The following is a 20,404-nucleotide window of genomic DNA, read 5'->3' on the forward strand; positions in this document are numbered from 1 at the left end:
TATTACTTAGAATAGGCTGACTAAAACTACGTTAATAAAAAACAAGTTCATTAAAGTTTAAGAGCGAGCTCTGCTGCTGTCATCTCTTTGACAAAATCATTAGTCAAATCCAAAGCACTGTCAGCTTGGTAATGTTTAATGTAATCTGAGTAACTATTGGCCAACTTACTTTTAATTAACCGCACATCGATAGTCTTTGGTTCGGAATCAGTATTAATAATATCGTCATAGCCTTTTAATGGCGCACTTATCGCTAACAATCCTTTTTCAGGGCCATAAAAAGTCCACTTTACCGGCATGGCTAAATCAGTAAAAACAAAATGAATAATGGCCATCGGATAACCGGCAACAGCACTATAGTCATAGCTATAGTCAGACTTAATCTCTGAAAAATCAGGGTAGTCAAATGCGGGTTGATGCTGACCTGCCAATAAAATTAAAGAGTCACTGGCACTGGTTGAAATTACTTGGTGGATGTTTTTACTAATTGCACTTTTGTAAAGGCCGTCATTAAGCTTAAAGGTGACACTGGCTTGAGACTGATAATATGCTTCACCAACATTAGCATAGTCGTGGGTATCAAAAATAAGTAAGCTCTGTTGCTCTTTAGTGGCTTGGGTAAGGAAATGTTTAACGTCTTTAATTAACTGGCTATTGCTCGTATCTTGATAAGGATGACTTAATGATAGTTCATTTGCCTGGTCAAAAGCTGGTAACCGCCAAACATCATCGTTAACATGAAAGTAATCAATAAAACCCGCTACACCAAACTCTTCACCTTTAATATTTGTACCTAAAACTGAAAATGAACTTAAAGGCCAAACACCTTCTGAAGTGCCACAGACCTTAACGCCTTCAAATAAAGTAGTGCCTTTATCGGTTGTAGCACGAACAAACTCTAATGAGCTAGTTACTGAGGTTTGAGTCTCAAAGGTAAGGTGCGTTAATTCAAGGTTTTTAGTAACACACTCACAAGTCATATCATTAAGACCATCTAGCATCTCATCAAACTGCCCTTGGTAGTGCGCTGGTGTCGCGCTACTGGCTTGATAAAAGCTAACAACATTTAACCCCTCAACGTCAGTGCCCTGCTGGTTTTTAGCCACTAAGGTATAGTTAATAAACTCATTGGTCGTAACAAAGCTAATAACACCATTTTCATCGGGTTTATAGCTTGCAAGTGTTTGCCAAGTGTCATCTTGCAGTAACAATTCAACCTTAGTAAAAGCACTACTGATACCACAATCATTGGTTAATTTTGAGGTTAAAGAGAAGTTGTATTCAACAGGTTCTACTGGTATCTCTGGGGCACTAGATGAGCTGCCACCACAACCTTGAATAAACATGGTTAACAATAAAGGTGAGATTAAAAATTTATTCAAGGGAAAATCCTTAAGGAGCTATTTCAAAAATTAGGTAATATGCTTTCGATGCCATTGCCTCGGCAGTCTAATCTGAAAATCATCATGACGCAGACAAAAAATGTTCATCATAATTATACCCAGCTTTGAACTAGATTAGCTATTTTTGTTATGACAATTCACTCAAAAAAATAACCGCGAGTAATGTTAAAAATACAATCACAATAGTTAGTTTTGACAATAACTTATCTTATAATTAGCAATCATTATTGATATGCAGAAAAAACTAAAGATTAGCTTTATCATTCTCACTATTTTCGGATTACTCGCCTTGCTTGATAGTGGAAAAAACATCCTGTTGGCAATTGACCTTGGCATGGTTATTACTGCAGGTTATGCCTGTTTTTTTTACCAAAACAAATTTTCACTTTTAGCCCCTTAGTAAACAGAATAAGACAACAAAACCACTCTTTTTGTAAAGCAGGCTTGACTTTATAATTATAGACGTCATAATAAAAGTCAAATGAACTTTACATTTAATCAAAGAGAGTTTACTTATGTCAAAACAAGAATGTGATAATAGTAGTTACCAAACCAAAAATAATGCCAATACCATCACGTTAAGGAATTGGACTATTTCTTGGGTAGTTTCCATGGCTATAGCCGCTTTTGCGCCAAAATTCATTTGGGACTTCAACACGGTTTTAACAATGATAGCGGTGTTGATAAACCTTGCTGTCGGTTTTAAAATGTTAGTTGCCAATAGAGATTATTTACGGGGTCTAGATGAAATGCAGCGAATAATATTGCTAGAAGCCATGGCATTAGCCTTAGGCGTAGGCTTAGTTGTTGGCTTAAGTTATGAATTATTAGAAGATATAAAGCTAATTACTTATCAACCAGAAATACCTCATATAGTGTTCTTAATGGTAATAACCTATGGCTTGGCCGTGATCTCAGGCCATAGGAAGTACCAATGAAAAATCGCTTAAAAGTGTTACGTGCCGAACGTGACTGGACACAAGCTCAACTGGCGAGTGCCTTAAATGTATCAAGGCAAACGATTAATGCCATTGAAAAGGGTAAGTTTGACCCGAGTTTACCTTTAGCATTTAAAGCGGCCAGGCTGTTCGACTTAGCCATAGAAGAGATTTTTCAAGATCAAGTCGAAACCGTAGAAAACTAAAGAAGGTGTGATTAAACTAAAACCATAGAGCGTTAATAAGATTTGTAGCACACTTTATTAACGTCTTTAGTTATATTGTTCAGGATTTAAAACTTCGCAGCGGCAGAGAACGCCATAACTTCATCTGTTGATGGATGTTTAAGTGTTAATTTTTCAGCATGTAAGTGTAATCGTTTCGCTCTAGTGCCATATAAATCATCACCAACAATTGGTGTATTAAACCCTAAGTGATGTGCACAATGCACTCGCAGTTGATGAGTTCTCCCTGTTTTAGGATATAAATGTACTCTCGTTAGCGTTTTGCCATCTTGCTCTTCAAAACCAACTCGCTGCCATTTTGTTTCTGCCGCTTTACCGGTTTCGAAACAAACCATTTGTCTAGGTCTATCGTCGAAATCCCCCGCTAGGGGTAAATTAATCAAACCTTCTACTTGATCTAATAGCTGTTTAGGGCGGCCAGATAACAAAGCAACGTACCTCTTTTCTACAGTGCGTTTGATAAACTGCTGCTGTAAATTCTTATGAGCTTGCTTAGTTAACGCAATGACCATCAAACCAGAAGTCGACATGTCAAGACGATGCACGATGAGTGGCCCGGTTGCTTTGGGGAAGAGTAACTTCATTCTGCTATAAACACAGTCACTAATACTTTTACCGGGTACCGACAAAAGTTCGCTCGGTTTATCGATCACGGCCATCACCTCATCTTGATAGATAATTTCTACGCTTTTATCTTTTGATAAACCTTGCAACAGTGGGTTGTCATCGATAAGCATACCACTGAGCATATGCGTTAAAATAGGTTGGCATTTGCCAATACAGGCAGTATAGAAATTTTTATGCTGCCTTACTGCAGATTTTGGTGACTTGCCCCACCAAAACTCGGCTAAGGCGATAGGTTTCAAACCCACTTTAAAGGCGTATTGCAATAATTTAGGGGCAGCACAATCACCCGCGCCTGCTGGCGGTACGCCATATTTTTGATGAAAAGCGGTATCAATAAACAAATCGGTTAAATTCTTAACCTCCTGATTAATATTTAAAAAACGATATTGCTCAAACAACTTCTGTTGCAGTGCTTTAGACATTGACGCTCTTTTATTTTTTATCGAGGTAATTACATCAAGTAAATTGTCTACGGCTTGTTGCGCTTTAATTGTTTTTTCTTGCCAAGTGAGTTTTAAGTACTTTAGTTCGTTTTTATCCGCAACACTTTCTTTCCCTAGCTGCTCTTTCAACTGAGTAAAGTCATGCGCTGACAACGATTTTTCAGCTAAGGCACGTCGAGATTTTCTTGCCTGTCTTTGCACTAAGTTTTTACTGTGTTGTTGAGTAATAGCTTGTTCGGCAGAAGTTGAAAGCTCGGCTAAAAACTGCTGTTTTTTGATAACATCTGGATTAGCTGCTAATAAAGTAACTTGTGCATTAAGGGCGTTAATTACTTTTTGTTCTTTTTTAAAGAACTCGGCATTGGTTGAGTCATCTACCGGTGGTACAAAGTGACGCAGCTCTTCACTTTGTGTCATCATGCCTGAAAAACCAGCAAGGTAACCTAGTTCGCCCTGATTATTTTTAACTAACAGCACACCAAACATTTTGCCACTTTGACTATAATCAAACAGCGATGCAGGCAGTTGCACTAAACTATCTTGTAACTCTTTTGCGGCTAATAAACACAAAGGATCAGGCTGATAATAAAAAGGGAAAGTAAAACGCTCAGGTAAACTATAAGAATCAATAGCGGATTTAAAACGGGTAAAACAGGGCTCAATCATTTGCATAGGTAACACTCAAAACTGGTACATCAAAGAGGAGTATATCGAAGCTAAAAACAGACATCGAACATAAAAGTGCGGCTGAATAAGCTAAGCCTCATCGCTATTTTAGTCTTTTGTCAGAATGAGGACAATGGAAAAATATCACTGCCTTTAGCTATTTTTTATTGATTAATAGCCAATGCCCCCCATCTACAGCAGTAGAAATTCATTATGTCCTTTATTATGCGCCTACTTAAATCAACGATTCATCCCGATATTAACTGCTTTGAGATAAAATCCCTTGCTGATAACTCCGCCAATACTAATTTTTTTATTCGTAAAGCGACCAGAGCGATAGTACTTAAAGGAGAGAGTATTTTATTACTTTATACCAAACGCTATCACGACTATAGCTTACCTGGTGGTGGCATAGATGAAGGTGAAAGTAATATTGACGGTCTTATTCGCGAGCTAAAAGAAGAAACGGGTGCGCATAGTGTGAAAGATGTTGCCGAATTTGGTCTTTATGAAGAGTTTAGGCCCTGGCATAAAGCCGGCTTTGAAATCGTTCATATGCAATCTTATTGTTATACCTGCACTATCGATGATGAATTACTTGAGCCTGAATTAGAAGCCCATGAATTGAGTAATGGGATGTTTCCTATATGGATGAATATTCATCAGGCCATCGCTCACAACGAAGAAACCATCGTCAAAAGTGACAAAAAAGGTCTATCGATAGAACGAGAGACCTTTTTATTAAAACTTATTGTCAGTGAGTTACTATAAGCGACTGCCGCTGGACGTTCGGGGTTAGTTATCACCAAATAAAACATCTTGCCGGCTATCTACCCATAACGGATGTTTTGCCATAACTTTAGTAAAGATGGGACTTTGCAAGTAACTATTGAGCCATTGCCTTACTTTTGGGTAGGGTGATTGCAAATACCATTGCCGCTCTATTCGCGCAAATTGTCGAATAAAAGGTAATAGCGCAATGTCAGCTAGACTTTCTTTATCTGATATTAAAAATTTGTGCTTAGTTAAACGCTGCTCTAATTGATTAATGTATAACTGACAAGCTTCGCGGCACTGAGTAATATTGTCTTCTTGATAACGTTTCGCGCATTTGTACGCTTCTAAACATCTTTTAAAGTCGTTATCAAATTCATTAATGAGTAAAAGCATTGCCGGTAATGCGTCTTCTTGCTGACTATGCAGTAGGTCAGCGGGATCCGTTTCGCGTAAAGCCCATAACATGACCGCTAAACTTTCGTCAATAACGGTACTGTCATTTAGCACTAAAACCGGCACAGTAGCTTTCGATGAAACAGCAATCATCTCTTTGGGTTTATTACTTAATACTAAATCTCGTAGTAACACTGATTGTTTAGCTTTAAAAATGGCTAATCTAGCTCGCATGGCATACGGGCAGTTTCTTAACGAGTAAAGGATAGGTAAGGTACTCGTGTCATTAGGCTTTTTATTAAAACGTTCATTCATTGGTAGCTATACTCCAGCACTGCAATTATTAACCTTGATAAAGTTCAGCATAAATAAGCGACTTAAACAGTATTCATTGGCCCATTATACGAGTAAAATCCCCCCTTTGAAATTTAACTGCCGTTTACTTGGCTAAAGTTGTATAAATGAGTCCTAAAATAGAATTATTAGCCCCCGGTGGTGATATCGATGCGATCAAGGCGGCAATCATTGCTGGCGCAGATGCGGTGTACTGTGGTTTAGACACCTTTAACGCCCGAAATCGTGCTGCTAATATTTCTTTTGATGAACTCGTAGGTATTATTAGACTCGCACACGAATATGACTGCCAAATATTCTTAACGCTCAATATCATTATTCTCGAACGTGAATTCAAAACCCTGGCTAAGTTATTAAGTAAATTGGCGAACACCACCTTAGATGGTGTTATTGTTCAAGATTTGGGTATGCTATATATCCTTAAAAAGCACTTCCCTACACTTGATATTCACGCATCAACCCAGTTAACTACCCATAACATTGGTCAAATACCCTTTTTGAAAAAGTTGGGTGCCTCGCGTGTTAATTTATCGCGTGAATTAAACTTAAAAGAAATCAGCGCAATAACTAAAGTATCTCAGGAAGAGAACGTACTTACTGAAGTATTTGTGCATGGCTCATTATGTATCGCTTTTTCCGGTTTATGTTATTCAACCTCTGCCAGTGTTGGTAATTCAGGCAATAGAGGCCGTTGTAGCCAAGCGTGTCGTGAAGAATATAAACCGACCGAAACAGGTAATAAATTCCCATTAAATATTAAAGACAACTCAGCATTTTTTGATTTACCGGCACTAATAGAAGCGGGCGTGCATTCCTTTAAAGTTGAAGGACGTATCAAGGGGGCAAGTTATGTACATACCGTTATTGATAGTTTCCGCAAACAAATCGATGGTTTTGTAGCTACTGGTGAGCTACTTGAAGACGGCGAACGCCTTTACAAAGTATTCAATCGCGATTTTTCTAATGCCTTTTTACGCGGCGATTTAAATCAATCAATGTTTATTGAAAACCCACGTGATAACTCAAAATACCACGCTATAGATAAAAGTAACGCTATCTCTGTAGTACAAATACATGATGTTGAACAAAGCTTAAGTGATGAAAAAGAAAAAATACACGCGGATGTATTTGATAAAATAAAACACCTTAGTATTGATAAACGTGACCTCTCATTAGTCTTTTCAGGTGAAGTTGGCGAACCATTAACCGTTACCATAAAAATTAGCGAAGCAGATGTTCAAAGAAGCAACCAAGGATTTTCCGTTGGTGCGATAAAAAATACCGAGCGAACGCATGTTATGCATTCACAGCGCGTACTTATCGCCAGTGAAAAGAATTGCATTGATCATAGCGCTATAGAAAAGCGCTTTAAAAGCTTTAATAACGCAGAGTTTAATTTAACCGAGTTAACCACTAACAATATCCCACAAAGCGTCACTATTCCCTTTAAAGAGCTTACCGCACTTAAGAATAAGATAGCAGCCTTACTCAATGACGGTAAACCCGTACTACCTGAAGTAGAGCTACCAAAACTAGTACGTCATGCTAAAAAAGACCAAGATGCAAAATTATCACTCTTAATATGTGATGAGAGTGATATCACCCTTGGTGACGCAACAGATGCCGATATTTATTTTAAACTGCCTGATGCTTATAAACGTGGTTGTACTAAATATGTTGCTTTCTTCCAAGAGAACCCTCGCCTAATCCCTTGGTTTCCATCGGTATTAATTGGTAAAGATTTTGATGTTGCAGTAAATATTTTAGAGCAGGTAAAACCTAAATTAATCGTTACCAACAATACCGGTATTGCCAATAGAGCCTTTGAGTTAGGTATTGAGTGGATTGCAGGGCCGTTCTTAAACACCACCAATTCCTATGCCTTATTAGCGATGAAAGAGTCGTTCAATTGTAGTGGAGCCTTCATTTCCAATGAAATCAACCGCCAACAAATGAAGACTATCGCACGTCCTGAAAACTTCAAAATGCTTTACAGCGTTTATCACCCTATTTTATTAATGACCAGTAGACAGTGTTTCTTCCAGCAGAGTGTTGGTTGTGAAAAGCCGCGTATAGATAATGGTTGTATGCTTTCTTGCGACAAATCAACCAGTATCACTAACCTTAAAGGCGTTTCTTTTGCTATTGATAAGCAAAAAGCCGGTTACCCAAGTATTTATAATGATGATCAGTTTTTAAACACTGAAATAATCAAAGATTTAACCCAACTATTTGATGGTTTCATGATTGATCTAACTAATATAGGTGCCGGTGATAAAGAATCTCCTGATAAAAAACTACTGATTGAACAGTTTGAACAGTTACTTAAACACGATAAGAGCGAATCAGTTGGCTACTCGAATGAATTGTCAAACCAGCAATTAAATGCACAAGACAAGCTTAACTCACTGGTACCAACGTCAACCAATGTGCAATACCACAACGGTCTATAGAGTATAACGTTCATCAAACTCTTGGCATTCAACCGAGTTCAAGTTGTTTAGCTTATGCCGCCTAACGCGGTATAACCCAACTAAACCAGCATGACTTTGATAACAAAAAAGGCCATTAACATATTGATGTTAATGGCCTTTTAATATACATATAAAAATAAATTAGTGAGTTTTTGACATCATATTAATGGTATGTAGACTTTAGGACAAAATTTTTGGCTTCATAAAATACCAAAAAGGTCTAAATTTCAGGTCAATAAACTTCATTATTACGCTCACTATTTTCAGATATAAACACTTTATTTGTATCTTGCTAATTTTCTGAGATAGGAAAGTTAAAGTAATGCATTGAAACAATAACAGGTAAGCATTTTTAGAGTCTATCAAGTTGATATAAATGGTTTTAGCAATATATACTTAAACTCTATATAACGACTGAAAGCCGTTAGTGACATCAAGACACCCCGTATTAACTTGAATTGAAAACTTATAATATCAAACATGTAAAGTGGGTACACTATTTATACCCCCCTCAATAAATACAATTAGCCACTAGTTTAAACGTTCAGCGTATTGACCATGTTCCCAGAATCGAATGGCTTTACCGTGCTTATCCAGTTCAAAGTATGCACTATGAAGTTCTTCACCTTTTTTAGAAATCACCCGAAAAACATGACCTTCTTCATGTTTTAATTTAAGTGGTCTTTGATTAGGCTTATCATCAAATAAATCAATCCCTTTCAACCCATCAGAGGTAGCAGCAATAGCCAGACGCCAAGGCCAATCCTTAAGCCCAAATACTCCTTCATAAATACTAAGATCAACAACTTTTTGAGATGTGCCATTACTCAATTTTTTAATACTAGAACCATCAGGTTCTGAATTATTATTATCAGAAACCTCATCAGCTTGTGTTTTAGCTGCTTGTTTAATTGGTTCACTTAACAGTGCATGTAATCCTTTGGTCAATTTACTCGGGCTTACGTCATTAACATTCACCATGGCGATAATAGCCAGTTTATCCTGCACTCGGGTCACAAAAGAAGTCCTATATCCAGGGCAATAACCGCCATGACCAACAAAGGTTTTATTATTATCTTGCCAGAGAGCGAAACCAAATCCCCAAGTAGCACCATCCATATCGGGTGCTGTCCATTGTACTCTTTGCATTTCTCTTAATGTGGTGGCTTTTAAGATATCTTCACCGCCTTTTTCTAGTAGCCTGAACTGCCAGCTAGCGAATTTTGCTAGGTCATTGGCACTTGATGCAAAACCTGCAGCTGGCGCTAGAGCTTTGACTTCATAAGGGCCAACCTCATCACGATGGCCTTTAGCATTACGCAACTTATAACCTGCCGCAAAAGATTTACCATATTCTTCGATGGGCAGTTCACTGGTGGTATTTGTCATTTTTAAAGGGGTGAGAATGTTGTTTTTTATATAACTGTGAAAATCAGTTCCTGAAGCTTGTGCAATCGCTTCACCAGCTAGACTTAAACCTAAATTTGAATATTGAAAACGCTCATAGGGTTTATACAAAGGTTTTTGTTTTCCAGTCCCTTGTTGCAGGGTTTTATGACTAGGAAATTTAATATCAACCCAATAAGGGGTTACAGCTTCACGGGGCAGTCCTGAAACATGGGAAAGAATATTCCTCAAAGTAACTGGCTCTTCTTGATTTTTAAGCTGCGGCATTTTGTACCAGGGCAAAATTGAATCAATGGGTGCATCAATGGACAATTTATTTTTATCACGTAGTTGCATTACCCCTATGCTGGTAAATAATTTGGAGACTGAGCAGATACTATATCTAGTATCTGCTGTGGCTCTGACTTTTTCTCTTAAACTAGAAAATCCAAATCCTTGTGACCAGACAACTTCCTGATCATAGACCACCGCAATTGATGCTCCAGGGACACCATCATATTCCAACTGGTTTTTTATCCATTCACGCGCAAGGTTAATGTTAGCTTGCACATCTTTATCATCTTTCACCTGCGCCTGAGTATTACTAGTGATCATTAACAAAATTGAAAAAATTACATAACTATTATTTTTTACCTTCATAATTGACTTCCTTCGTGTGTTGATTCACCCTTTTTAGAAAACAAGTATAGAAGAGAATATTTTTATATATGTTATTAAGCAACTGAATGGCCTCACTCAGTAATTTGTTTAACTGCTTCAAATTTAAATTATTGGCTATAGCACTTGCCCTTGCTCATAAGTTTATCTAGTTGAAGTTACACTCACTTGGCAAAAGATAGTTAACCAAAATCTATCAAGATAATGATTTTCAACCAGACATAATGTCCGATCAAAAAAGGGTAATAACATCGCTGTTATTACCCTTTTATAAACAATTACTACTCTATATTTTAGTGAACTTCAGACACCATATTAATAGTGTACTTAGGGATATCAACCACTAGGTCTTCATCACCAACAATTGATTGGCAACTAAGACGAGATTCAGGCTCTAGGCCCCATGCTTTATCAAGCATATCTTCTTCCAGTTCATCACCTTCTTCAATTGAGTCAAAACCTTCTCGAATAATTACGTGACAGGTAGTACAGGCACATACTTTTTCACAAGCATGTTCTATTCCAATGTCATTTCTTAACGCTACGTTAAGAATGCTCTCACCTTTTTCGGCTTCAACTACGGCGCCATCTGGGCATAATTCTGCATTGGGTAAAAATATAATTTTTGGCATTTTATTTATTCTCTTTGTAGGCGTGAACTTGTACGCGCTATTCTCTGATTCAATTTAAAGCGAGAATAAATTCTCGCCTACAGTTTATCTAAAGTTTATCAACTGATTGACCAGCAAGGGCTTGGCTAATTGAGCTATCCATACGGCGCTCGGCAAATATTGCCGTACTGTCGTTTAACTTATCAAGGGCATTTTCAATGGCTTTAATTTCATCGCCTTGACTCACCTGAGCAAGTGACTTAATTGCATTTTCGATAACAGTAATCTCATCACTGTTAAGCAATTTACTATCCGCAGTTAAAGCCGCTTGTACTGATTCAATAACCCGTGAGGCGTCAACTTGTTGCTCTTTTAGCATACGAGCTTGCATATCTTCAGCAGCATTGCTCATTGAATCCTTGATCATCTGACTAATTTGATTATCATCAAGACCAAATGAAGGTTTAACTTCAATGCTAGACTCTACACCGGTAGACTTTTCCATCGCCGTTACTGACAGTAGACCGTCGGCATCAACGTTAAAGGTTACTCTTATATGGGCAGCACCTGCAGTCATAGGCGGAATGCCACGTAACTCAAAACGGGCTAATGAACGACAATCATCAACTAACTCACGCTCACCTTGTAATACGTGTATCACCATTGCTGTTTGACCATCTTTAAAGGTGGTAAATTCTTGCGCCTTTGCTACCGGTATAGTGGTGTTTCGTGGGATTACTTTTTCAACTAAGCCGCCCATAGTCTCTAAACCAAGCGATAAAGGGGTAACATCAAGTAATAACATATCACTATCAGGCTTATTACCCACTAAGATATCAGCTTGAATAGCCGCGCCAATAGCAACCACCTTATCAGGGTCAATTGACGTTAACGGTAGTTTATTAAAGTGTTTTTCCACTTCCGCGCGTACCAATGGCACGCGAGTTGAACCACCAACCATAATGATTTCTATCACTTCATCAACAGTAATGCTGGCATCTTTAAGAGTACGACGACAAGCACGTAAGGTTTTCTTAACTAATTCGCCGATAAGCTCATTCAGCTGCGTTTTACTTAAACTTTGTCTCCAATCACTACCGTCATCAAGAGAGAGTGTGATCTGAACTTCTTCGCTATCGGTTAACTGCTCTTTGGCAAAACAAGCTTGTTGCATCAGTTGACGTTCTAATGAAGGAGAAAATGGTCTTTTCAGACCTGATTTCTCGACTAGATAGTCAACGATAACCACATCAAAATCATCTCCACCAAGCGCTGAATCACCACCTGTAGCCAGAACCTCAAAGACACCTTTGTTCAAACGTAAGATAGAGATATCAAAAGTACCCCCACCTAAATCATAAACAGCGATAACACCTTCTTGGCCTGAATCTAATCCGTAAGCAACCGCAGCCGCAGTAGGTTCATTTAATAACCGTAAGACACTAAGCCCGGCTAACTTTGCCGCATCTTTGGTACTTTGTCTTTGCGCATCATCAAAGTGAGCAGGCACGGTAATAACCACACCGGTTAGCTCGCCGCCTAAAGCAGCTTGGGCCCGGAGGTTTAAGCTTTTTAAAATTTCAGCTGAGACTTGCACAGGATTAACCGCGCCTTGACGGGTCATTATTTCTGGGTGATTTTCATCACCACAAAAGTCATAAGGCAAAGCAGGATATTTGCTTTGAATATCAGCGAGAGAACGACCAATTAAGCGTTTTGCCGAGGTAATGGTATTTTGGGCATCTTCAATACTAAGTGCTTGAGCTGCCTGGCCAACTAGAATATTGTCAGCTTGATAGCTAACAATAGATGGCAATATATCACGACCTTGATCATCAATTAAGGTACTTGCGTTGCCACTTTGTACGCTTGCTATTAAGGAATTTGTTGTACCAAGATCGATACCTGCAGCTAATCTATGTTCGTGAGGAACGGTACTTTGACCGGGTTCTGCAATTTGTAATAAAGCCATGATGTTAATTCAATGATTTAGTTAGGTTAATAATAAATGTTGAAGTGCTTGCTAGCCACGCTAGTCTTCAAATAAGCTATCTTCAAGTCGATCTACTTCAATATTTAGTTTTTGATAAAACTTTAATTTGCGCAAATTATCGCATGCTGCACTATTAGATGCTGAGTTATTTTCACTTATCTGTACTCTCATCAGTTGAGTCAACTGTAGATATTCACTCGATAAGACTCGTTGAACTTCAAGCAATGCGGCATCAACATCACTGGCTGACTTAACGTCTTCAAGCATTTCCCGTAATTCCATCTGGTGCATTAAAAAACCAGTGTCACTAAAAGAGTGCTGCTCATTTGGCATATCAACACCACGTTGAACTAATATATAGTCAGCACGGAGTAATGGTTGTTTTATGGTTTGATAGGCGTCATTAATGTGAGCAGACTTTTGTACGGCAATGCGTTGTTCTTGCTCTGATGCGTGAGCAAACTTGTCAGGATGGACGGCCTTTTGCAAGGTTTGATAATTTGATGATAGATTTTGTAAATCGACATCGAAAGAGGCTTCAATACCGAATAATTGAAAGTAATTCAAAATGTTTTCTCAGATTTTACATGAACGAGGCACCTACAAAGTGATCTCGCCATAATGAATTCAGCTCAACGATAGCTTGCTCTGATGCAAGGCGAAAGCACGGAGTTGACGTTAGTCAATGAGTACTTTCAACGTAGCAGCAGAGCAAAATAGCTAAGAGATGAAGACGTTATTACACATTAGCTTATACGTTAAATGATTCACCACAGCCGCACTCACCTTTGGCGTTTGGATTGGTGAATTTAAAGCCTTCGTTCAAGCCTTCTTTAACGAAGTCAAGCTCGATGCCGTCAAGGTAAACCAGGCTTTTTTCGTCAATGATTATATTGACATCATCAATTTTGAACAATTGATCATCGTCATTTAAATCATCAACAAATTCGAGCACATAGGCTAAACCTGAACAGCCGGTAGTTTTAATACCTAAGCGAAGCCCAAGTCCTTTGCCACGATTTTGCATGAAAGATTGTACTCGTTCAGCTGCAGCAGGTGTCATGGTAACAGACATTGTTTTCTCCGTTATTTACCTTGTTTACTTTTATAATCTTCAATCGCTGCTTTGATGGCATCTTCAGCCAAGATAGAGCAATGAATTTTTACCGGTGGTAAAGCTAATTCTTCAGCAATATCGGTGTTTTTAATCTTACCTGCTTCTTCAATTGATTTGCCTTTTACCCATTCAGTAACCAATGAGCTTGACGCAATCGCGGAACCACAACCATAAGTTTTAAACTTGGCATCTTCAATGATGCCATCAGCAGAAATTTTAAGTTGTAATTTCATCACGTCGCCACACGCCGGTGCACCAACCATACCAGTAGCTACTGATGGATCGTTTTTATCCATTGAACCAACATTACGTGGGTTCTCATAGTGGTCTAATACTTTTTCGCTGTAAGCCATGTTACTCTCCTAACTTGTGCCAAATTGCTATTAAGTAATTTCCAGAAAATTACTTTCTACACCTTATTGGACACTAAATATTATCTAAAGTGCTGTACTATTTTACTAAACATTATTTTATGTAAATATGTTTATATTTAGTGAGCAGCCCATTCAATTGAATCTAAATCAATGCCGTCTTTGAACATTTCCCAAAGCGGTGACATGTCACGTAAGTGACCAATTGAGTTTTTAATTAACGTAATCGCGTAATCAATTTCTTCTGCCGTAGTAAAGCGACCAAAACTAAAACGAATTGAGCTATGTGCCATTTCATCATTTAGTCCTAAAGCTCTAAGTACATAAGAAGGCTCTAAGCTCGCCGATGTACAAGCGCTGCCAGAAGATACTGCTAAATCTTTCAATGCCATAATAAGTGACTCACCTTCAACAAAGTTGAAGCTGATATTTAAGTTACCAGGGTAACGTTTATCAAAATCACCGTTAACAAATACTTGCTCCATGCTGTTTACACCCGCCCATAAACGGTCACGCATTTCGGTAACATGAATAAGATCTTGCGCCATTTCGGCTTTAGCTAAACGACATGCTTCACCCAGACCAACAATTTGATGCGTTGCTAACGTACCTGAACGCATACCTCGTTCATGTCCGCCACCGTGAGTTTGTGCTTCAAGACGAATACGAGGTTTGCGAGATACATATAAAGCACCAATACCTTTAGGGCCGTACATCTTATGTGCTGAAATCGACAACAAATCAACTTTCAAAACTTGCATGTCAATGTTAATTTTACCCGCACTTTGCGCGGCATCAACATGAAAAACGACTTTACGAGCTCGACACATTTCACCAATTTCATTGATGTCTTGGATAACACCGATTTCATTGTTTACATGCATGATGCTCACTAATACGGTGTCATCACGTATGGCGTCGCTTAATTTATTTAAATCTATTAAACCGTTTTCTTCCGGGTCAAGGTAAGTCACTTCAAAACCTTGACGCTCTAGTTCGCGACACGTATCTAATACCGCTTTATGTTCAGTTTTACTGGTAATAATGTGCTTACCACGTTTGTGATAAAAATTAGCAGCACCTTTAATGGCTAAGTTATTTGATTCAGTTGCACCTGAAGTGAAAACAATTTCACGTGGGTCGGCATTAATTAATTCAGCAACTTGATTCCGAGCGATATCAACCGCTTCTTCGGCTTGCCAACCAAATTTATGTGAACGTGACGCAGGGTTACCAAAATGACCATCTGTGGTCATATATTGCATCATTTTTTCTGCGACACGCTTGTCTACTGGTGTAGTAGCTGAGTAATCAAAATATATAGGAAGCTTCATTCGCTAACTCTCTCCGATGGTAAATCTTTAATACGACACGACAAGTTATTACCAGTCGTGCATTACATTTTTTGTGGTTATTAATGTTTCTAACGCGATACTTTTATGTGCATTTATATGCAATTTATCTTGGCGTTTAGAAACTTGTTGCACATCACGCTTAGCGACTAATTCTGATAAGCTGATATTTTGCAAAAATTCTTCAATTCGTTGGCTTAACCCTTCCCAAAGGGAATGAGTTAAACACTGTTCGCCATCCTGGCAATTGCCCTTACCCGCGCATCTCGTTGCATCAACACTTTCATTTACCGCACAGATTACATCTGCGACAGTAATCTGCGCTGAGGATCTGCCCAATCGATATCCGCCACCAGGACCACGAACACTAGTTACTAGGCCTTGTTTGCGTAAACGAGAAAAAAGTTGCTCTAAGTATGACAAGGATATACCTTGGCGCTCAGAAATATCGGCCAAAGATACAGGTCCAGATACAGCATGAATAGTAACATCTAACATGGCAGTAACTGCGTAACGACCTTTAGAAGTAAGTTTCATAATCTACTCTCAAACACTCTGTTGGTGTATTCAATATATCAATTTAGTAGGACGACTAAGTCAAAGCTATTTGGTAGCAAAAACATAGAATACATGCCTTGCTTTGCAAATTCTGCGCAATTTTACATAACCCTACAGATTAGTCAAATGAATACCCGAGTAATTTACTCAAGTATTGTACACCAAGAAGCGTTGAGCGAAAAGTAATAGTTGACTGTTTTAGTCAACTATTACGGTAAAGGACTATAAACTCGATAGTTATATTTCGGGGTCAAACTCTGTGACTTTACTTTCACGACGCTCAGCCGCTGCTTTTTCATCTTCGACGAATTCACCTACTCTTAATTCAGGCAGGTTTTTATCACAGATATTACCACCTAGGGTATTAATTTCTTTGCAAAGTGCACTCACACGATCATCCATTAAATGCACATGATCAAGTAATCGGCCAATGGCTTTCGCAACAGGATCAGGGTTATCATGTGAAACTGCATAGGCATCAAAGCCATACTTCTTCGCGGAGGCTTCGCGTTGTTGACCTTCACCTTTGCTCGGTTTATCCGGAACGATTCTTCCTGGGATACCTACTGCAGTAGCGTTAGCAGGCAAGTCTTTAACAACAACAGAATTAGAGCCAACTTTACCGCCTTTGCCGATAGTGATAGGGCCAAGCACTTGTGCGCCGGCGCCAATAACAACATTATCTTCTAGGGTTGGGTGGCGTTTCCCCCCTTTCCAACTGGTACCACCTAAGGTAACACCGTGATAAAGGGTAACGTCATTGCCTATTTCCGCGGTTTCACCAATGACAATTCCCATACCGTGGTCAATAAAAACTCGCCGCCCTAATTTAGCGCCAGGGTGAATTTCAATACCCGTTAACCAACGAGAGAAAGTTGATATAACACGCGCTAACAGTTTCCAATTAACGCACCATAACTTATGACTTAATCGGTGAATCCATATTGCATGTAAACCAGGATAATTGAGGATAACTTCCAAACTGGTACGAGCGGCGGGATCTCTATCAAAGACACTATTGATATCTTCTTTGATACGACTAAACATAAATTATTCCTTTTATTTCTCTTAAGTGATAAGTCGTTTTGCTTATCACAGTTCACTGTTACGACTTATCTTTACTGGTTCTTTCCATCGAGGAAAAAATACCACGCATCATCTTAACTTCTTTAACATCAGGTCTGGCGCGATTAAATAAACGTCTTAGTTTAGTCATCACAAGTCCAGGGTGATTTTCTACAATAAAACCAGTGCTTTTAAGCGCTTTTTCAAAATGCTCGTAGAAACGTTCAGTTTCTTCACTCACCGGGTAAAGCTCATGATCTTCGCCCTTTGCTTTACCAATTAAGTTACCATTACCTGTACTGCGCTCTTGATAGTTTTGGTCATGAGCCAATAAGTAGCTAGTACGTATTTCATAACTTAAGGTTTGTACGGCCATAGCTAAATTCAATGAGCTGTAATCAGGGTTCGCTGGTATCTGCACATGAAAATGACAAAGCTGTAATTCTTCATTAGTTAAACCGCTGCTTTCTCGGCCAAAAACTAATGCGACCGGATATTCCTCAGCCTCTGAGATCATCTTCTCACCACAGCCTCGTGGCTCTAACATAGGCCAAGGTAATGTGCGTGAACGAGCACTGGTACCGACAACTAAGCCGCAATCTTCTATGGCTTCGGCTAGTGTACTAACGACTTTAGCATTGGCTAACACATCAGTAGCTCCTGCCGCCAAGGCTTGTGCTTGGCCATTAGGCATTTCTACTGGGTCAACTAAAACTAGCTGACTTAAACCCATTGTTTTCATTGCGCGTGCTGCACTACCAATATTTCGACAATCGGAAGTATTCACTAGCACAATTTTAACGCGGTCTAATAAAGAACCTGTAGTATTACTTTGTTGAGAATCTGACATCTTTTACTCGACTTGTTTTGCTTAACTGGACTTAGTAGTCCATCTAGATGGCCAGTATTCTACCATAGAAGATTACTGCTGTAGCTAACAAAAAGCACGCGTATTAAGCATATTTATCTATGGCAATTTGATATTTAATAGTCCATTTTTCTCTATAAAATATTTAAGACCTTTAACTGTTCACTTATTAAACAGTAATTTTTGCGAGGCTATCGCTTAATCACTTTTTATTTGCTATACTTTGCGCGCTCGATTTTCAAGACAATGTTTGCTTGAAAATGTATTGTTCTTTTAAAATTTATTTACAAATAGGTACTCTATATATGCATCCCATGCTAAATATTGCCGTGCGCGCAGCACGTACAGCAGGTAAAGTTATCGTTCGCTCTATGGAGCAACTTGATAAAGTTGAAATTGAATTAAAAGGCACTAACGATTTCGTCACCAGTGTTGATATTAGCTCTGAAGAAGCCATTATTGAGACTATTCGTAAATCATACCCAGATCACACTATTATTGGTGAAGAGTCTGGTGTTTTAAAAGGCAGTGATGACGATTTTCAATGGATTATCGATCCGCTAGATGGAACAGCCAACTTCATCAAAGGTATTCCACACTTTGCCGTTTCTATTGCTTTAAAAGTAAAAGGTAAGTTAGACCAAGCGGTTATATTTGATCCCATCCGTGGAGAATTATTCACAGCGAGTCGTGGTAAAGGTGCCCAACTCAACGGTTTCAGAATCCGTGTAAATAAAAATAAAGAAATTTCAGGCACAATACTAGCGACTGGTTTCCCTGTTAAGCACAAACAACACAGCCTTGCTTATATGGCAATGTTCTCAGCCTTATTCCAAAAATCAGCAGATATGCGCCGTGCAGGTTCAACTTCTCTTGATCTTGCTTATGTTGCCGCAGGCCGTATTGATGGTTTCTTCGAAATCGGTACTAAGCCATTTAGTACTGCTGCTGGTGAACTATTAATTATTGAAGCGGGTGGTTTAGTCACTGACTTTACTGGCGGTCATAACCATTCACAATCAGGTAATATCGTTGCCGCAAATACTCGTATATTAAAAGATGTATTAAAAGAAATTCGTCCTCACTTAGGTGATGCACTTAGCAAGTAATTCTTTTTTGAATTTACTTAGTTAATATATCTAAGTTATATATCTAAGTAATAGCAGAATAATATGAAGCGCCACAGCAACCTTACTCAAATAAGGTCACTGTGGCGCTTTTTTTGCTTTAGACTAACCATATAGTTTTTAGTACATTTGTTAAGAGAGCTCATGGAAAAAATTAATACCGCAAAACAAGCCTTTATCGCAGGGGAAGTCGCCCTCGTTGGCGCAGGTCCTGGCGACCCTGATTTACTCACAATTCAAGCTTATCGTTTTATCAAACAAGCAGAAGTTGTAATTTATGACCGACTAGTAAGTGAAGAAATAATGGCGTTACTGCCTAGTGACTGTCTGCAGATATATGTAGGTAAAAAGCAAGCAGATCATAGAGTTCCGCAAGAAGGCATCAATCAACTTTTGGTTGATAATGCTCTATTGGGTAAAAAAGTAGTGCGCTTAAAAGGTGGCGATCCATTTGTTTTTGGTCGAGGATCTGAAGAAGCTCAATTTTTATTAAGTAACGGCGTCGCGTGTCACATTGTCCCAGGAATGACCGCTGCATCAGCGTGTACTAGCTATGCTGGCATACCCTTAACCCACCGAAAAATGGCCCGAAGCTGCACCTTTATAACCGGTAACGTGCAAGATAATGGTGCATTAGACTTACCTTGGCAGGCATTAAACGATAAGGAACAAACCATCGTTTTTTATATGGGTATAAAAAGTTTACCGATAATTATCACTCAATTGACCGCAGCAGGTCGAGATATTAATACGCCAGCAGCATTAATTAGAAAAGGTACTCATCAAGACCAACAAGTAATAAAGGGCACATTAGCTAATTTAACCGAGCTAGTGACCTTACATAAGATTACACCACCTAGCTTAATCGTTATTGGTGATGTCGTGGGAATATTTGCCAGTGAGCGATTGACTAACTTAGGCTATTTAACCCCTTAAATACCCGAATAACACCGAAGGT

20 protein-coding genes are annotated in these 20,404 nt (G+C 38.7%); 7 read left to right on the top strand and 13 right to left on the bottom strand.

Annotated features, from left to right (window positions below):
- Positions 1 to 50: 50 nt before the first annotated feature.
- Positions 51 to 1,382 carry a hypothetical protein gene (locus F580_RS0119465; protein WP_019029429.1) on the bottom strand — a complete coding sequence of 444 codons (1,332 nt, stop codon included), beginning with the start codon at positions 1,380 to 1,382 and terminating at the stop codon, positions 51 to 53.
- Between the two features lie 253 nt (positions 1,383 to 1,635).
- Here F580_RS0119465 and F580_RS26475 point away from each other — a divergent pair, with 253 nt between their 5' ends.
- From F580_RS26475 to F580_RS0119480, 3 genes are all read left to right on the top strand, one after another.
- The gene (locus F580_RS26475; RefSeq protein ID WP_019029430.1) at positions 1,636 to 1,803 is read left to right on the top strand and encodes a hypothetical protein; all 168 of its coding nucleotides are present in this window, start codon (positions 1,636 to 1,638) and stop codon (positions 1,801 to 1,803) included.
- A 115-nt stretch (positions 1,804 to 1,918) separates the two neighbouring features.
- Positions 1,919 to 2,341, top strand: coding sequence for a hypothetical protein (locus F580_RS0119475; RefSeq protein ID WP_019029431.1), 423 nt, complete (start codon positions 1,919 to 1,921; stop codon positions 2,339 to 2,341).
- Positions 2,338 to 2,547 carry a helix-turn-helix transcriptional regulator gene (locus F580_RS0119480; protein WP_019029432.1) on the top strand — a complete coding sequence of 70 codons (210 nt, stop codon included), beginning with the start codon at positions 2,338 to 2,340 and terminating at the stop codon, positions 2,545 to 2,547. Before F580_RS0119475 ends, F580_RS0119480 begins: the two co-directional genes overlap by 4 nt.
- Before the next feature lie 86 nt (positions 2,548 to 2,633).
- Here F580_RS0119480 and F580_RS0119485 read toward each other — a convergent pair whose 3' ends face one another.
- Positions 2,634 to 4,328 (bottom strand): RluA family pseudouridine synthase, encoded by a 1,695-nt coding sequence (locus F580_RS0119485; RefSeq protein WP_019029433.1) that lies wholly within the window; start codon positions 4,326 to 4,328, stop codon positions 2,634 to 2,636.
- 219 nt (positions 4,329 to 4,547) lie between these two features.
- Between F580_RS0119485 and F580_RS0119490 the strand changes: the two genes are divergently transcribed.
- Positions 4,548 to 5,093, top strand: a complete 546-nt coding sequence (locus F580_RS0119490) for an NUDIX hydrolase (RefSeq protein ID WP_026301549.1) — start codon at positions 4,548 to 4,550, stop codon at positions 5,091 to 5,093.
- 24 nt (positions 5,094 to 5,117) lie between these two features.
- Here F580_RS0119490 and F580_RS0119495 read toward each other — a convergent pair whose 3' ends face one another.
- Positions 5,118 to 5,807 carry a glutathione S-transferase gene (locus tag F580_RS0119495; protein ID WP_019029435.1) on the bottom strand — a complete coding sequence of 230 codons (690 nt, stop codon included), beginning with the start codon at positions 5,805 to 5,807 and terminating at the stop codon, positions 5,118 to 5,120.
- A gap of 146 nt (positions 5,808 to 5,953) precedes the next feature.
- Between F580_RS0119495 and F580_RS0119500 the strand changes: the two genes are divergently transcribed.
- Positions 5,954 to 8,299, top strand: a complete 2,346-nt coding sequence (locus F580_RS0119500) for a peptidase U32 family protein (RefSeq protein WP_019029436.1) — start codon at positions 5,954 to 5,956, stop codon at positions 8,297 to 8,299.
- A 552-nt stretch (positions 8,300 to 8,851) separates the two neighbouring features.
- Here the strand turns inward: F580_RS0119500 and F580_RS0119505 are convergent.
- The 10 genes from F580_RS0119505 to trmJ form a co-directional block, all read right to left on the bottom strand.
- Positions 8,852 to 10,366 (bottom strand): serine hydrolase domain-containing protein, encoded by a 1,515-nt coding sequence (locus tag F580_RS0119505; protein WP_019029437.1) that lies wholly within the window; start codon positions 10,364 to 10,366, stop codon positions 8,852 to 8,854.
- Positions 10,367 to 10,677: 311 nt separating this feature from the next.
- Positions 10,678 to 11,016, bottom strand: coding sequence for an ISC system 2Fe-2S type ferredoxin (gene fdx / locus F580_RS0119510; RefSeq protein WP_019029438.1), 339 nt, complete (start codon positions 11,014 to 11,016; stop codon positions 10,678 to 10,680).
- 88 nt (positions 11,017 to 11,104) lie between these two features.
- A complete protein-coding gene (gene hscA, locus F580_RS0119515; protein ID WP_019029439.1) occupies positions 11,105 to 12,967 on the bottom strand; it encodes a Fe-S protein assembly chaperone HscA in 1,863 nt (620 codons plus the stop codon).
- 60 nt (positions 12,968 to 13,027) lie between these two features.
- On the bottom strand, positions 13,028 to 13,555 hold the full coding sequence (hscB, locus tag F580_RS0119520) for a co-chaperone HscB (protein WP_019029440.1): 528 nt from the start codon (positions 13,553 to 13,555) through the stop codon (positions 13,028 to 13,030).
- A gap of 184 nt (positions 13,556 to 13,739) precedes the next feature.
- Positions 13,740 to 14,063, bottom strand: coding sequence for an iron-sulfur cluster assembly protein IscA (gene iscA / locus F580_RS0119525; protein WP_019029441.1), 324 nt, complete (start codon positions 14,061 to 14,063; stop codon positions 13,740 to 13,742).
- A gap of 11 nt (positions 14,064 to 14,074) precedes the next feature.
- Positions 14,075 to 14,458, bottom strand: a complete 384-nt coding sequence (gene iscU / locus F580_RS0119530; RefSeq protein ID WP_019029442.1) for a Fe-S cluster assembly scaffold IscU — start codon at positions 14,456 to 14,458, stop codon at positions 14,075 to 14,077.
- A 137-nt stretch (positions 14,459 to 14,595) separates the two neighbouring features.
- The gene (locus F580_RS0119535) at positions 14,596 to 15,810 is read right to left on the bottom strand and encodes an IscS subfamily cysteine desulfurase (protein ID WP_019029443.1); all 1,215 of its coding nucleotides are present in this window, start codon (positions 15,808 to 15,810) and stop codon (positions 14,596 to 14,598) included.
- A gap of 48 nt (positions 15,811 to 15,858) precedes the next feature.
- Positions 15,859 to 16,365 carry a Fe-S cluster assembly transcriptional regulator IscR gene (gene iscR / locus F580_RS0119540; RefSeq protein WP_019029444.1) on the bottom strand — a complete coding sequence of 169 codons (507 nt, stop codon included), beginning with the start codon at positions 16,363 to 16,365 and terminating at the stop codon, positions 15,859 to 15,861.
- Between the two features lie 258 nt (positions 16,366 to 16,623).
- Positions 16,624 to 17,433, bottom strand: a complete 810-nt coding sequence (gene cysE, locus F580_RS0119545; RefSeq protein WP_019029445.1) for a serine O-acetyltransferase — start codon at positions 17,431 to 17,433, stop codon at positions 16,624 to 16,626.
- 58 nt (positions 17,434 to 17,491) lie between these two features.
- Positions 17,492 to 18,301: a tRNA (cytosine(32)/uridine(32)-2'-O)-methyltransferase TrmJ gene (gene trmJ / locus F580_RS0119550; RefSeq protein ID WP_019029446.1), complete on the bottom strand. Its 810-nt coding sequence runs from the start codon at positions 18,299 to 18,301 to the stop codon at positions 17,492 to 17,494.
- A gap of 323 nt (positions 18,302 to 18,624) precedes the next feature.
- Here trmJ and suhB point away from each other — a divergent pair, with 323 nt between their 5' ends.
- Both suhB and cobA read left to right on the top strand, forming a co-directional pair.
- The gene (suhB, locus tag F580_RS0119555; protein WP_019029447.1) at positions 18,625 to 19,428 is read left to right on the top strand and encodes an inositol-1-monophosphatase; all 804 of its coding nucleotides are present in this window, start codon (positions 18,625 to 18,627) and stop codon (positions 19,426 to 19,428) included.
- 162 nt (positions 19,429 to 19,590) lie between these two features.
- On the top strand, positions 19,591 to 20,382 hold the full coding sequence (gene cobA / locus F580_RS0119560) for a uroporphyrinogen-III C-methyltransferase (protein WP_019029448.1): 792 nt from the start codon (positions 19,591 to 19,593) through the stop codon (positions 20,380 to 20,382).
- Positions 20,383 to 20,404: the final 22 nt, after the last annotated feature.

The organism is Colwellia piezophila ATCC BAA-637 (assembly GCF_000378625.1).
Lineage (GTDB): Bacteria > Pseudomonadota > Gammaproteobacteria > Enterobacterales > Alteromonadaceae > Colwellia > Colwellia piezophila.